Annotated in this window: 14 protein-coding genes; 3 read left to right on the top strand and 11 right to left on the bottom strand. The window is 63.5% G+C overall.

Translation table 11 applies throughout. The annotated features are described in order from the left end of the window. Nucleotides 1-8 precede the first annotated feature (8 nt). From thpR to AC13C2_RS14860, 8 genes are all read right to left on the bottom strand, one after another. The gene (gene thpR / locus AC13C2_RS14895; protein ID WP_482887298.1) at nt 9-560 is read right to left on the bottom strand and encodes an RNA 2',3'-cyclic phosphodiesterase; all 552 of its coding nucleotides are present in this window, start codon (nt 558-560) and stop codon (nt 9-11) included. Further along, nucleotides 557-1,414 (bottom strand): ABC transporter ATP-binding protein, encoded by an 858-nt coding sequence (locus AC13C2_RS14890; protein WP_424337530.1) that lies wholly within the window; start codon nt 1,412-1,414, stop codon nt 557-559. The genes thpR and AC13C2_RS14890 overlap by 4 nt, the downstream gene beginning before the upstream one ends. Nucleotides 1,415-1,525: 111 nt before the next feature. Beyond that, entirely contained in the window at nt 1,526-2,803 is a 1,278-nt protein-coding gene (locus AC13C2_RS14885; RefSeq protein WP_092759840.1) for an ABC transporter substrate-binding protein, read from the bottom strand. A gap of 70 nt (nt 2,804-2,873) precedes the next feature. Then, on the bottom strand, nt 2,874-3,950 hold the full coding sequence (locus AC13C2_RS14880; protein WP_092761165.1) for a branched-chain amino acid ABC transporter permease: 1,077 nt from the start codon (nt 3,948-3,950) through the stop codon (nt 2,874-2,876). 74 nt (nt 3,951-4,024) lie between these two features. Beyond that, nucleotides 4,025-5,014, bottom strand: a complete 990-nt coding sequence (locus AC13C2_RS14875; RefSeq protein WP_474521084.1) for a branched-chain amino acid ABC transporter permease — start codon at nt 5,012-5,014, stop codon at nt 4,025-4,027. Nucleotides 5,015-5,092: 78 nt separating this feature from the next. Then, nucleotides 5,093-5,908 (bottom strand): ABC transporter ATP-binding protein, encoded by an 816-nt coding sequence (locus AC13C2_RS14870; protein ID WP_482887296.1) that lies wholly within the window; start codon nt 5,906-5,908, stop codon nt 5,093-5,095. Continuing rightward, a complete protein-coding gene (locus AC13C2_RS14865) occupies nt 5,908-6,186 on the bottom strand; it encodes a hypothetical protein (RefSeq protein ID WP_482887295.1) in 279 nt (92 codons plus the stop codon). The genes AC13C2_RS14870 and AC13C2_RS14865 overlap by 1 nt, the downstream gene beginning before the upstream one ends. Further along, complete coding sequence (locus tag AC13C2_RS14860) at nt 6,183-8,129, bottom strand: AMP-binding protein (protein ID WP_482887294.1); 1,947 nt, start codon at nt 8,127-8,129, stop codon at nt 6,183-6,185. The genes AC13C2_RS14865 and AC13C2_RS14860 overlap by 4 nt, the downstream gene beginning before the upstream one ends. Before the next feature lie 175 nt (nt 8,130-8,304). On the opposite strand from AC13C2_RS14860, the gene AC13C2_RS14855 reads away from it, so the two are divergent. Further along, nucleotides 8,305-10,209, top strand: coding sequence for a hybrid sensor histidine kinase/response regulator (locus tag AC13C2_RS14855; protein ID WP_482887292.1), 1,905 nt, complete (start codon nt 8,305-8,307; stop codon nt 10,207-10,209). Further along, complete coding sequence (locus AC13C2_RS14850; protein ID WP_092759850.1) at nt 10,206-10,925, top strand: response regulator transcription factor; 720 nt, start codon at nt 10,206-10,208, stop codon at nt 10,923-10,925. The genes AC13C2_RS14855 and AC13C2_RS14850 overlap by 4 nt, the downstream gene beginning before the upstream one ends. A gap of 30 nt (nt 10,926-10,955) precedes the next feature. Here AC13C2_RS14850 and AC13C2_RS14845 read toward each other — a convergent pair whose 3' ends face one another. Next, entirely contained in the window at nt 10,956-11,174 is a 219-nt protein-coding gene (locus tag AC13C2_RS14845; protein WP_092759852.1) for a DUF6356 family protein, read from the bottom strand. Nucleotides 11,175-11,282: 108 nt separating this feature from the next. Between AC13C2_RS14845 and AC13C2_RS14840 the strand changes: the two genes are divergently transcribed. Next, nucleotides 11,283-11,744, top strand: a complete 462-nt coding sequence (locus AC13C2_RS14840; protein WP_092759854.1) for an Lrp/AsnC family transcriptional regulator — start codon at nt 11,283-11,285, stop codon at nt 11,742-11,744. Here the strand turns inward: AC13C2_RS14840 and AC13C2_RS14835 are convergent. Further along, nucleotides 11,716-12,930, bottom strand: coding sequence for a hydantoinase/carbamoylase family amidase (locus tag AC13C2_RS14835; protein ID WP_482887291.1), 1,215 nt, complete (start codon nt 12,928-12,930; stop codon nt 11,716-11,718). The two genes, AC13C2_RS14840 and AC13C2_RS14835, sit on opposite strands and share 29 nt — an antisense overlap. Further along, a complete protein-coding gene (locus AC13C2_RS14830) occupies nt 12,914-14,527 on the bottom strand; it encodes a hypothetical protein (protein ID WP_482887290.1) in 1,614 nt (537 codons plus the stop codon). The genes AC13C2_RS14835 and AC13C2_RS14830 overlap by 17 nt, the downstream gene beginning before the upstream one ends. Nucleotides 14,528-14,545: the final 18 nt, after the last annotated feature.

Raw genomic sequence — 14,545 nt, 5'->3', positions numbered from 1 at the left:
ATCGTGCGTCATGCCGCCCTCAGCGGGTAGGCCGCGAGCGGTTCATAGATCGGGCCCCGTGGTGTCAAAACGGACGACCAGAGCATGGCACCCGTCACAGGGGCCTGCGGCATGGACGGCACGCCGAGGCGGGATATCGTCGCGGGCAGGTCGGACGTCTCGGACGGAGCCGAATTGGGAAAGCGCACCAGCGTCACATGCGGGCGGAAGCGTTCGCGCGGCAGGTCGATTCCGGCGCTGCGGGCGGCACTGCGGACGCTCTCGCGCAGGGCGGTCAGATCGGCACCGGGCGTCAGGTCCAGCACGACCGCACGCGGTTTGCGCGCCCCCAGCGCGGCAAAGGCCAACGGGCGCAGGGTTGCGGCAGCCAGCCGCTTTGCCGACAGAGCATCGCTCAGCGCCTCCAGCCGTTGCTCGGGCTGGTCGTCCAGAAAGGCCAGTGTCACGTGCAGATCGTCGGGCGCGACCCGGTTGCCGCCGCGCACCCGGCCCTGCGCGGTGACCAGTGGCCCGATCCATTCGGTGGGCACCGAGAGGCCGACGAAAGCCCTCATGCTCATGACAGCCACCGTTTGCGACGGCGGTAGGAGCGCACATCGCGGAAACTTTTGCGCCCCTCGTCCGACATGCCGAGGTAGAATTCCTTGACGTCCGGATTCTCGCGCAGGTCTGCCGCAGGGCCGTCCATGACAATGCGGCCCGATTCCAGAATATAGCCGTAATGCGCGAACCGTAGCGCGACATTGGTGTTCTGTTCGGCCAGCAGAAAAGTCACGCCCTGTTCTTCGTTCAGGCGTTTCACGATGCCGAAGATCTGTTCCACCAGCTGCGGGGCAAGGCCCATCGACGGCTCGTCCAGCAGGATCATTTCGGGGCGTGCCATCATGGCGCGACCGATGGCGCACATCTGCTGCTCGCCGCCCGAGGTATAGCCGGCCTGCGATTTGCGGCGTTCGCGCAGACGGGGGAAATAGTCGTAGACCATGTCCAAGTCGTCGGCGGTCGCCTTGCCGCCATCGCGCCGGGTGTAAGCCCCGGTCAGCAGATTTTCCTCGATCGTCAGATGCTCGAAGCAATGGCGGCCCTCCATCACCTGAATGACGCCCCGCTCGACCAGATCGGCGGGCGACAGACCCTGGATGCGATCGCCCTTGTAGAGGATCGAGCCCTTGGTGACGTCGCCGCGTTCTGACCGCAGAAGGTTGGATATCGCCTTGAGCGTCGTCGTCTTGCCCGCGCCGTTGCCGCCCAGAAGCGCGGTGATGCCGCCCTTGGGAACAGAAAGCGACACGCCCTTCAGCACGAGGATCACGTGGTTGTAGATCACCTCGATGTTGTTGACCTCCAGCAGCGCGTCTTCGGCGGCCGGTTCGGTTGCCGGGTCGGGTTTTGCATCGAGTCGGGTATCGGGCATCAAAGGTCTCCCTCGCGTCATTGCCGGGGCCCGCACGGGGTCTGGGGAACAAGGCGATGGTTTCAGTCCAGGCCCCGGCCCGATGCGAACACCGGGCCGGGACAGGTCACATTACTGGCAGGCCAGGTCGACGTTGTTTTCCGCGGCATAGGCGGCGGAATCTTCGGCAATCAGCGGGTCGATCACCGATGCGTCGGATTCGATCCAATCGGTAATGATCTTCCATTCCTTGGCCGATGCATCCCATTGCTGCACCTTGCCCTGACCCGATCCGCCGTGGTCCTGGCAGGACACCGTGAACGCAGGCCCGAAGTTCGGCATGCCCAGGCTTTCCATCAGCGCCTCGTCGATGACCAGCGCCTCCATCCCGTCGCGCATCATGGCGGGAGTAATGTTCGGTTCGCCATGGATTTCCTGCGCTTTCTTCACCGCCTCGGCGGCCAGCATCGCGGCGTAGAAGCCCCGGTTGTACAGGACCGTTCCGACCTGATCGCCGTTGCCCGCCGCCTTGCCCGCGCCGGTCACATATTGCTCCAGATCGGCGAAGATCGGAAAATCTGTGCCGACATTGTGCATCGCCAGCGCCTTGTAGCCATCGGCGGCGTCGCCCACCGGCAGCACGTCGTTTTCGGACCCGGCCCACCAGTTGCCGATGAACTGATCCATCGGATAACGGATGTTCGCGGCTTCCTGGATGGCGACCTGGTTCATGACGCCCCAGCCCCACATGATGACGTAATCGGGCTGTTCGCGACGGATTTGCAGCCACTGGGACTTCTGCTCCTGACCGGGGTGGTCGACGGGCAATTCGGTCAGTTCGAACCCATGTTTGACCGAGAGCTCCTGCAACGTCCGGATCGGCTCCTTGCCATAGGCGGAGTTGTGGTAGAGCAGCGCGATCTTCTTGCCTTCCAGGCTGCCGTCATTTTCGGACAACAGGTAGTTGATCGCGATCGACGCGCCGTCCCAGTAGTTGGCCGGATAGTTGAAGATGTTGTTGAACACTTCGCCGTTCGCGGCCGAGGTGCGGCCATATCCCATCGTGTGCATCGGGATGCCGTCGGCGGCGGTCTTGGGGATCAGCTGATAGGTGATGCCGGTCGACAGCGGCTGATAGACAAGCGCGCCTTCGCCCTTGGTCGACTCGTAGCATTCCACACCTTTTTCGGTGTTGTAGCCGGTTTCGCATTCGATGACCCGCGTCGGCACGCCGCCGATGCCACCATCGCGTTCGTTCAGCAAAGTGAAGTAGTCGGCATAGCCATCCGCGAACGGGATGCCGCCCGCCGCATAGGGGCCGGTGCGATAGCTGAGCGACGGAAACACGAGTTGCGCCATCACCGGGGTCGCGGCCATCATGGCCGCAACGGTCAAAGTCAAAAGTTTCATCGGTGTATCCTCCCTAAGGTTCCGATATTCACGGGCGGGATCTAGCCCGCCTTCTCAATGACCCGGCCCGTCAATGCGGGAAGGGCCACAATCTCAGTTTTTCCTTCGTCACGCGCCATATCTGCGCCAGCCCGTGCGGCTCCACGATCAGGAAGAACACGATCAGCGCGCCGACGATCACCAGATTCAGATGTGCCACGATGTCGGTGGGCCAGCCCAGCAGATCGACGCCGACCAGCTTGAGCACGACCGGCAACAGCACGAGAAACGCAGCGCCCGCGAAACTGCCGAAGATAGAGCCAAGCCCGCCGATGATGACCATGAACAGCACGAGGAACGATTTCTGGATGCCGAAAGCCTCACCCACCTCGACCGCACCCAGATAGATCGTGAAGAACAGCGCGCCCGACACGCCGATGAAGAACGACGACACCGCGAAGGCCGACAGTTTGGCGCGCAGCGGATTCACTCCGATGATTTCGGCGGCGATGTCCATGTCGCGGATCGCCATCCATTTGCGCCCCATCGTGCCGCGCGTCAGATTGCGCGCGACCCATGCAAGGACGATCACGAACACGAGGGAGAAGGCATATTGCGCCCAGGCCTCGGTGTTCGGTCCGGTGACGGTAATGCCGAAGACGCTGCGCTCCGGCGCGCTGATCTGTCCGGAGGCGGAGTAGTTGTAGAACCACGGCACCTTGTTGAAGAGCCAGACGAGGAAGAACTGCGCGGCCAGCGTGGCGACGGCGAGGTAGAACCCCTTGATCCGCAGGGACGGCAGGCCGAACAGCGCGCCGACGGCGGCAGTGACGAGGCCCGACAGCAGCGTGACGGTGAACATATCCATCCACGGAAACGCGGTCATGAATTTGTAGGACGAATAAGCCCCGACGGCCATGAACCCGCCGGTCCCCAGCGACACCTGCCCGCAGTAACCGACCAAGATGTTCAGGCCGAGCGCGGCGATGGCATAGATCAGGAACGGCACCAGCAGCGAGCTGGCCCAGTAGTCGTTGACCAGAAAGGGGACGACGAAGATGGCAAACGCCAGAATGACCCAGTAACCCCAACGGTCGAACTTAATCGGGAAGGTCTGATTGTCGGCAGGGTAGGAGGTTTTGAAGTCTCCGGCTTCACGGTAGAGCATGGCATCCCCCATCGATGGGCGTCACCCATTCTGCAATTGTCGTTTTGTCCGTCGTGTCGATAGGACCCACCGCCTCAAACCCTCTCAATGATCTTCTCCCCGAACAGGCCCTGCGGACGGAACACCAGGAAAACCAGCGCCAGCACATAGGCGAACCAGTTCTCGGTCGCGCCTCCGAGGTAGGGGGCGCCGATCAGGAACTCGAACAGCTTCTCGCCGACACCGATGATCAACCCGCCGACAATGGCACCGGGGATCGAGGTGAACCCGCCCAGCATCAGCACTGGAAGCGCCTTGAGCGCGATCAGCGACAGCGAGAACTGCACACCGGATTTCGCGCCCCACATGATGCCCGCGACCAGTGCCACGAAGCCCGCGATTGACCAGACCAGCACCCAGATGAAGTTTAGCGAAATGCCCACGCTGAGTGCGGCCTGGTGATCGTCGGCCACCGCCCGCAAGGCGCGGCCCTGCTTGGTGTATTGGCTGAACAGAACCAGACCCACGACCAGCAGCGCCGCGATGATCGTTGCCACGATGTCCAGATTGTCGATGAAGAAGCCGTAGCCGAAGGCCTCGAACGTGGTCTGGTCGATCCAGTCGTTGATGCCCTGCGGCAGGCCGACGTCCAGCTTCTTGATTTCGGACCCCCACATCAGGTCGGCGACGCCTTCGAGGAAATACGCGAGGCCAATGGTCGCCATGAACAGGATGATCGGCTCCTGGTTCACGAGATGCGAAAAGATGTAGCGGTTCACCAGCCACGCGAAACCCGCCATCACCACAACGGTCAGCAGGATCGCCAGCAGGGCCGGGGCCTGCCATCCGAAATACTGGATATCGGTGCCGAAGATCGCGTTGATCAGATAGCTGAACGGTACCTGTCCGTTCTGGATGCCCACCAGCGTCATCGCGGCAAACAGAGCCATGACGCCCTGAGCGTAGTTGAAGATACCGGACGCCTTGAAGATCAGCACGAATCCGAGGGCGACAAGCGCATACATCACGCCCGCCATCAGGCCGTTCAGGGCGACTTCCATTCCGAAGAGCAGTTGGTCGGGCATGGTTTTCCTCAGCTTTCCAGATCGGGATCAGATGCAAGAAACAGGGCGCGGAGTTTGCCGCCGCGCGCGGCACATCGCTCAGTCATGCGCGACCCCCAGATAGGCGTCGATCACGGCCTGATTGTTGCGCACTTCGTCGGGCGTGCCGTCACCGATCTTGCGGCCGTAGTCCATCACGACCACCCGGTCCGACAGATCCATGACGACGCCCATGTCATGTTCGATCAGGGCAATCGTGGTGCCGAATTCGTCGTTCACGTCGAGGATGAAACGGGACATGTCCTCCTTCTCCTCGACGTTCATGCCGGCCATCGGTTCGTCCAGCAGCAGCAGGCTGGGTTCGGCGGCCAGCGCGCGGGCCAGTTCGACGCGCTTCTTCAGACCATAGGGCAGGCGACCCACGGGCGTCTTGCGGATGGCCTGAATTTCGAGGAAGTCGATGACCCTTTCAACAGTTGCCCGGTTCTCGGTTTCTTCCTTCGCCGCGCGACCCCACCAGATCGCCTGACTCAGCATGTTGGTCTTCATGTGGCCCAGCCGCCCGCACATCACGTTGTCGAGCACCGACATGCCTTCGAACAGGGCGATGTTCTGGAATGTCCGCGCGATGCCCTGCTGCGCGACCTCGTAAGGCTTCATCTTCGGACGCAGCTTGCCGCGATACCAGACCTCGCCTTCCTGAGGGACGTAGAAGCCCGAGATGACATTGAGCATCGACGATTTGCCCGCCCCGTTCGGCCCGATGATCGCCCGAATTTCCCCTTCGCGGATGTCAAAGGAGATATCCTTGATCGCCTCCACTCCGCCGAAGCGCAGCGTGATGTTGCGCAGGTCCATGACGGTGGCACCGATGGTGCGCCCGTCGGGGGTGGTGAAGGTGTCGGTGTCTAGCATCAGGCCGTTCCCTCGATAGGCGCAGAATTCTTGTGCATGGCCTGGGCTAAAAACATCGTATCAATGGGAGGCTTCATTTCTGATGGAGCATCAATCCCATGGCACGACCCTATCAGACCGACCTTTTTCTGGAGGGGTTGTTCGCCGCGCTTCTTCGCCAAGACCATTCGACCGACGAGGCTTTCCGCATTGTGATCGAGAATCCAGCCTTGCCCAATCTCTCTCGAACAATTCGACAAGTTCGGTTGCAGCGGCATCTCTTGTGAAGTTCCTTTCACTCCGCCGCCTCCAACGCCTTGCCCGTCACAGGCACGACCGCCGCGTCGCACATCTTCACGGTCGCCTTGATCTTGCCCTTGCGACCGTCCTCGTAGGTCACGTCGGTCTCGGTGTAGACCTCGCCCACATCACCATAGAGGCCGTCGATCAGGTCGGCGTATTTCTCCTCGATGATCCGACGGCGGACCTTCTGGGTGCGCGTCATCTCGTCGTCGTCGGCGTCCAGCTGTTTGTGCAGGACCAGGAAGCGGTGGATCTGGCAGCCTGCCAGCATGTCGTCCTGGGCCACCGATTTGTTCACCGCCTCGACGTGGGCGGTGATCGTGGCCAGCACGCGGGGGTGCTGCGCCAGTTCCTGATAGGAGGCATAGGCGATGTTGTTACGCTCCGCCCAGTTGCCGACGGCGGTCAGGTCGATGTTGATGAAGGCGACGCAGCGGTCGCGGGTGTTGCCGAAGACCACCGCCTCGTAGATGTCGGGATAGAACTTCAGCTTGTTCTCGACGAATTTGGGCGCGAACAGCGCGCCGTCCGCCATCTTGCCGACATCCTTGGCGCGATCGATGATCCGCAGGTGGCCGGTGTCCGGTTCGATGAAGCCCGCATCGCCGGTCGCGACCCAGCCTTCGGCGTCCTTGGTGGAGGCGGTGCTTTCGGGGTTGTTGTAGTATTCGACGAAGCTGCCCGGCGAGCGGTAGAAGACCTCGCCGCTTTCCGCGATCTTCAACTCGACGCCGGGTGTCGGCGTGCCGACCGTGTCGGAGCGGACTTCGTGGTCCTTCTGCTGGGTGATGAACACGCTTGCTTCGGTCTGGCCGTAAAGCTGTTTCAGATTGATCCCGATCGAGCGATAGAAATCGAACAGTTCCGGCCCGATCGCTTCGCCTGCGGTATAGCCGACACGCACCCGGCTCAGGCCCAGCGTGTTCTTGAGCGGCCCGAACACCAGCAATTCACCCAGACGATATTTCAGCCGGTCGAACAGGCCGACGTCTTCGCCGTCCAACAGGCGGGGACCGATCGGTTTGGCGTGGGTCATGAAGTGGTCGAACATCGCTTTCTTGATGCGCGATGCGTCCTCCATCCGGATCATCACGTTGGTCAGCTGCGTTTCGAATACGCGGGGCGGGGCGAAGTAATAGGTCGGGCCGATTTCGCGCAGGTCCTGCATCGTGGTGTCGGCGCTCTCGGGGCAGTTGACGCAGAACCCGGTGACCATCGCCTGCCCGATGGAAAAGATGAAATCCCCGACCCAGGCCATCGGCAGATAGGCCAGCACGTCGTCGGTCTGGCGCAGGTGGTCAAACCCGCTGGAGGCGAGGGCGGTCGACACGATATTGTCGTGGCTCAGCACGACACCCTTGGGTTTGCCCGTCGTTCCGGAGGTATAGAGCATCACGCAGGTCGTGGCGCCGGTCTGCTGTGCCCGGCGACGGTCCATTTCGGCGCGGTCGGCAGTGCGCCCGGCGTCGCGCAGGGTGGCGATGGACGACATGACGCTGTGGTCGTATTTCCGCAATCCGCGACCGTCCAGATACAGGATGTGGCGCAGCCCCTCGATCCGGTCGCGGACCTCTTCGACCTTGTCGACCTGCTCCTGATCGGCGGCGATGACGAACTTGGCGCTGCAATGACCCAGCACATAGGCGATCTCCTCGCCCACTGCGTCCTGATAGAGCGGCACCGGGATCGCCCCGGCGCATTGAACGGCGACCATCGACATATAAAGCTGCGGACGGTTGCGTCCGATGACGGCGACATGCTCGCCGATCTCCAGACCGAGGGAGATCAGGCCAAGCGCCATCTCTTCGATCTCGGTGCGGGCCTGATCCCAGGTCCACTGCTGCCAGATGCCGAATTCTTTCTCGCGATAGGCGGGCGCATCGGCAAAGGCCGTCGCGTTCCGGTCCAGAAACTCCGGAATCGTGTGCAGGTCGGTCATGTCGGTCGTCCTCCCTCCGCGGTCCTGACGAAACGCGGCCTCCGATGCCACCATCCACGGTGATTCCTTCCATGGTGTTTCCCGATTCTAACGAATTGTAACGACATGGGCCTGTCGTCGCGTGCGGACTTGCCGTGTCCGGCCCCCGTGATACCGTCGCGATCAGAGGGTGCCCATGACCGACCGCAAAGCCACCACCACGCGCCTGACGCAAGCGGGGCTGAACCTGATCGGGCAGGCCCTGTCGATCTATGATGCCGATCTGCGGCTTGCGGTCTGCAACCGCATGTTCGCGACGATGTTCGATCTGCCCGAGGAATTGACCCGGCCCGGCGCGGATTTTGCCGACACGATCCGGTTTCTTCTGGAGCGCGGCGAATACGGCCCGACGCCCGATCTGGAAGCGATGCTGGCCGAGCGAATCGCGCAGGCCCGCGCGTTCGAGCCGCATTACATGGAGCGTGCGCGGCCCAACGGGCAGGTGATCGCGGTCGAAGGCTCGCCCTTGCCGCAGGGCGGGTGGGTCACCGTCTATACCGACATTACCGCCGCCCGTGCGCAGGAGCGCCTGCTGCGTGCCCGGTCCGAGGTGTTGTCGGATCAGTTGATCACCCGGCACGAGGAACTGGCGCAGGCCAACCGCCAGCTTGCCGCCACCAACGCCGCCCTGACCGAAGCGCGGCGCGAGGCGACCGAGATGGCCGCCCGCATCCAGCTGACGACTGAAATGCTGCCCGCCCATATCGCGCGACTGGACCGCAATCTGCGCTATACCTTTTCAAACCGGCGGCTGGGTGCGGTGATGCCCGGTTCGCGGTCCGACATCATCGGGTTGCGGATGGACGAGGCGCTGTGCCCGTCGACCTATGCCACGGTCGAGCCGCATCTGACCCGCGCCCTGTCCGGCGAAGCATCGGTGTTCGAAGTCACCCATGCGCCATCGTCCCGCCGTATCCGCATCAGTTTCACCCCCGATGTCGAGGACGATACCGTGACCGGAGTCTATGCCCTGTCGGTCGATATCACCGAGGAGGCGCAAGCCCGCGCCGCGCTGTCGCAGGCTGCGGGCCGTCAGGTCGCCGCGCAACTCACCAGCGGCATGGCGCATGATTTTGCCAACCTTCTGACGGTAATTCTGGGCCTGAAGGACAAGCTGAGCCATATGGACCTGCCCCCGGCCGCGCAGCAATCCGTTGCTGCCATCGGCGTGGCCGCCACCCGCGGCGGCGTGCTGACGCGTCAGATCGCGGGACTGTCCGGTCCCCGTGACCTGAGACCCCGCGCCACCGACCTGCATGCGTTTCTGGCCGAGGTTGCGGTGCTGGGCGGCGCATCCCTGCCGGATGGCGTGACGCTGGATTGGTCGGTCATCGGTCTGGACGCCCCGGTCCTTCTGGACCCTGAGGCGTTGCGCGATGCGGCGTTGAACCTGATCCTGAATGCCCGCGATGCTATCGCACCCGGCGCCGGTACGATCACCCTGACCGCCCGTGCCCTGCGCGATATCTGGATCGAGGTCACGGTGACCGATACCGGACCGGGGTTCAGCCCGCAGGCGCTGGACCAGGGATTGCAGCCGTTCTTTACCGAAAAGGGCGAGGATGGCACCGGCCTTGGCCTGTCGATGGTTTATGACGTGGTGAAGCTGGCGGGTGGACACACGCGGCTTGGAGCCGCGCCCGGCGGTGGCGCGCAGGTCACCTTGCGCCTGCCCCTGCGGCATCCGCCTGCCGGACCTGCCCCGATGGTCGTTCTGCTGGTCGAGGACGCGCCGCACATCCGCGAAGCCGTGCGCGATCAACTGGTGGCGGCCGGTCATTCGGTGCTGGAAGCCGCGACCGTGGACGAGGCGCGGGGGTTGCTGGACATCGACGGCATAGGTCTCGTGCTGTCGGACATCATGCTGAAATCACGCGATACGGGCCTCGACCTGGCGCGCGCCGCGCGGGCGAGAGGGCTTGCGACGGCCCTGATGACCTCGCTGCCGGTCGATGCGCCGCTCTATCGCGAAGCCGCCGCCGGTTGGCCTGTTCTGCGCAAACCGTTCTCGATCGATCAGCTTGCGGCGGCGCTTCCGTGACCGCGCGCATTGCCATTCTGGATGACGATCCTGCAATCCGCACCCTGTTGGCCGATGCGGTCGAAGCCGCGGGAATGCAGCCCGCCACCTATGCCCGCGCCGAGGCCTTCGAAGCCGCCTTGCGCAACGCGCCACCGGGCCATGGCCCGGACGTCTGCCTTGTCGACCTGGGCCTGCCGGACCGTGACGGACTGGCGGTCGTGTCGCGACTGGCGCTGGAAGGCGGCGCGGCGATCATCATCATCTCCGGTCGGGCGCAGGTGCAGGATCGGATCACCGGATTGGAGCTGGGGGCCGACGATTATGTCGTCAAACCCTTCGAGCCGGCCGAGATCATCGCCCGTATCCGCGCCCGTCTGCGGAAGCCGCCGTCGCCGCCCAGCCGCCGCATGGCGCGGTTTGGTGGTTTCACGGCAGATTTCGACCGGTTCACACTGACCGGGCCGACCGATCTGGTCGAGGGCGGCGAGGCGGCGTTCAGTCAGGCCGAGGCGGAAATTCTGCGGCTCTTCCTCGACCGCCCGCGCCGTCTTCTGTCACGTGCCGAGATGCAGGAAGCGCTGGGAGGGGCGGCGGGTGACAGTTTCGACCGTGCGATGGATGTCCGCATTTCGCGCCTGCGCGCCAAGTTGGGCGAAGACCCGAAAAACCCGGCGCTGATCAAGACAATCTATGGGGCCGGGTATATTTTCCTGGGTGACGTGGTCTGGGGCTGACGGGCGGGGTTGCCGACTTCCGTCCGGAGTTCAGTGACGAGCCTCGATGCGGGCATGCAGCGCCTTGATCTTGCGGCTGGCCGTCGTTTCGCACAGCGGCGGCACGAAGGCATGGATCAGTGCCGCCGCCCCGGCCAGAAACAGCGTTCCGGCGAACCAGAGCGCAAAGCGCATGTGCCCGAAATAGCTTTCGTTGACCGAGGCCGGATGATCCTGAAATCCGCGGATGAAAAGGGCGATTTGGGTCATGGTGGCCTCCGAAACTGAACCGATTCCGTGCAATATGAATGGTTCACGGCGTGAAATTATCCAAGATTGCCTTGCAGGATGCGGGAAATTTAGAAAATAATCCCACGTATGGATCATAATATAGACGAAACTGATCGCCGTATTCTTCGACAGTTGCAAACTGACACGACGCCAAGTCTCGACGCCCTTGCGGAACGGGTCAGCCTGTCCCGCAATGCATGCTGGCGACGCATACGGCGGCTGGAGGAGGCGGGTGTGATCCGGGAACGGGTCGCACATCTGGACGCGGCGCGGCTGGGACTGGGACTCTCGGTCCTGATCCTGATCCGGGTCGGCGCGCATGATCCAAGCTGGCTGGCGAAGTTTCAGACGGTTGTGGCCGCCATGCCCGAAATTCAGGGCGCGCACCGCATGACCGGCGATCTGGATTACGTGCTGCGCGTCCGGGTGCGCGACGTCGCCGACTACGACCGGTTCTACAAGGCGCTGATCTCGCGGGTGCAGATGGCCGATATCTCGGCCAGTTTCGTGATGGAGGACATCAAGGACACGACCGCCCTGCCGATCTGACGGGGCGGGAGGTCAGTGTGGCGGCGGCGGTTTTCAGGATGTGCAGGCAGGTGACGAGATCGTCGGCGGAGGTGTCTTCGGCGAAATCGTGGCTGATGCCGCCGATCGACGGGGCGAACAACATGCCGGCCGGCATCAGTCGGCTGACGTTCGTGGCGTCGTGCAGGGCACCCGACGGCATGTTACACCAACGTCCGGGCGCATGGGTTTCGGCGGCGGCGGCAAGAGCGGAGCGCAGGCCCGCATCCATATCGGCGGGCGGCAACCTGGCAGTGGCGGAAATCGTCAGCGACAGTCCAGTTGCCGCCGCGATCTGCGCGAGGGCGGTGCGGATCGCCTTCTCCATCCGGTCCAGACGAGGGGTGTCGGCGTCGCGCCACTGCACCGTGAACCGGACCCGGCCCGGTACGGCGGAGGGCGCATTCGGATGCACCGCGACATGACCGATCGTCCAGACAGATCGCGGCGTGACGATGGCACGCAGCGCGTCGCGTATCGCGTAATCGGCGTCCGAAAGGCCCCGCAGCGCATCGGTGCGCATATCCATCGGCGTCGTGCCCGCATGGTTCTGCTGTCCGCCCAGCGTGACCTCCACCTGTCGCAGGCCGACGATGGCGGTCACGATACCCGCGACCTGACCTGTGGTATCCAGCACCGGACCCTGTTCGATATGCGGTTCGATATAGGCGTCGAACCGCGTCGGGTCAGGGAATCCGCCAGTGGCTGGCAGGGCCTGGCGGGCTGTGCCGAAAGCAACGCCATCCAGATCTTTCAGCGCGTCGGCCTGATCCGGCGTCATCGCGCCAGACCATATCTCAGATCCGGTCGTTGCGCCGAACCGTCCCTCCTCGTCCTGAAAACTCACGACCGAGACGTTGGGGTTTTCCCGCGCCACCTGCAACGCTGCAATCACGCCGAAGGCCCCGTCGAGCCATCCACCCTCGGGCTGCGTATCAGTGTGGCTGCCCATCAGAAGTCGACCGCGCAGGCCCCAGACGTTGCCTGCGGGGTCGATTCGAGGCGTCAGCCCGGCGTCCGCGAACCTATCCGTTAGCCACAGTCGGGCGCGCACGTCGTCCGTATCGAAAGCCCGCCGCACCACGCCCGTGCCCCGCGCCCCGATGGCGCGCAATTCGTTCAAATCCGACAAGAACCGGTCGGCAGACGGGTCAGACGAAGTCGACATAATCCTCGATCACGCTCAGCTGGGTCACCCCCTGCAACACGACCGAGCTGGCATCGAAAGTCAATTCGACCGCGTTCGAATAGACCAGTGCGTCGCCCAATACGTCGGCGACCGTCGTCGACACTGTCAGCCCCAGGGCTGCCCGGTCGAGGATCAGCAGGTCCTGCGCCCAGTCTGTCACGACGTCGTAGCCGCCGCTGAAGACGAACCGGTCCTCCTCCGTGCCGCCGGTCAACGTGTCATTGCCATCACCGCCGATCAGCACATCACGGCCCGTCCCGCCGTCCAGCCGATCCGCGCCCGAACCACCCAGCAGGGTATCGTCGCCGGTGCCGCCATAAAGAATGTCGTTGCCGTGGTCGCCGCGCAGCCGGTCATTGCCTGCGTGGCCGAACAGGTTGTCTGCCTCGGAATGGCCGCGCAGGTCGTCATCGCCATTTCCGCCCTTGAGCGTGTCATTGCCCTGTCCGCCCTCCAGCTTGTCGTTTCCGGATCCGCCGTGCAGGCTGTCGTCGCCGTCCTGACCCTTCAGGAAATCGGCCCCCTCGGCTCCGGCCAGATTGTCCCGCCCCGAGCCGCCCAGCAGCGTGTCATTGCCGCTGTGGCCTTGCAGAAGGTCATCGCCGTCGCCCCCCAGCAGGGTGTCGCTTCCCTTCCAGCCATAGAGCGTATCGGCACCGTTACCGCCCAGAAGGCGGTCGTTGTGCCGCCCCCCGCCCAGAACGTCGTCGCCCAGACCGCCATAGATCGTGTCGCGCCCGTCGCTGCCCTTCAGCGTGTCGTTGCCGTATCCGCCCTCCAGCCGGTCGTCACCGGCCTGCCCGTCGATGTAATCGGCCCCCTGGCGCGACAGGATGCGGTCGTTTCCGCCTCCGGCCATCACGCGCACCGTGCCGCCGGGCGTCAGGATCGTGTCGTCGCCATCCGCCATCGTGAGGGTCAGCACTTCGGTCGTCGCATTCCAGGCGGTGGTCCAGCCGGAGGTGTCGACGGTGCCACCGTAAAGATGTTGCAGCGCCTGTTCGTCCAGGGTCCGCAAGGTTTCGGCACGCGGGGTGCGCTGATCGTAGCTCATCACTGTGGCCAGCGTGGAATCGACCTGACCGTCCAGAGTGGTACCACCCTCATGCGGGTGCTTCAGTCCCATGGCATGGCCCAATTCGTGCAGCACGACCTCGAAATTGAAGGTGCCGGGGCGCCAGCTTCCGAGGCCGTCTATGGCGAGGATGCCCGACCCTGTATAGAAATCCGCCGCCGCGGCGTAATTTGCATATCCGGCAACGCCCGGAATACCGTTCGCATTATAGGTATTTATCATTGCGTCGCCGCCGGTAATTTCGACCATGACGATGCCCGCCGCGGCCTCGAACAGGGCGATGGCGACTTCGAATTGCTCGCGCTGATGCGCGCTGAACGTCGACGTCGAATCGACATCGTAGCCGGAGGCCCGAACCGTCTCGACCGATGGCACGTCGCTACCTTCCAGATAACTGTAGGTGACGATGACGGGCGTTCCCGTGCTGAACGACGTATTCCACCGGAAGAACGGAGTATCCAGATAGGCAAGCAGGGCAGTTTGGTCGGTTACGACGGGCATGGCGGTTCCAGTCAGCAC

This window comes from Jannaschia sp. L-14R (assembly GCF_056857695.1).
This window is presented reverse-complemented; position numbering and strand designations above follow the sequence as displayed.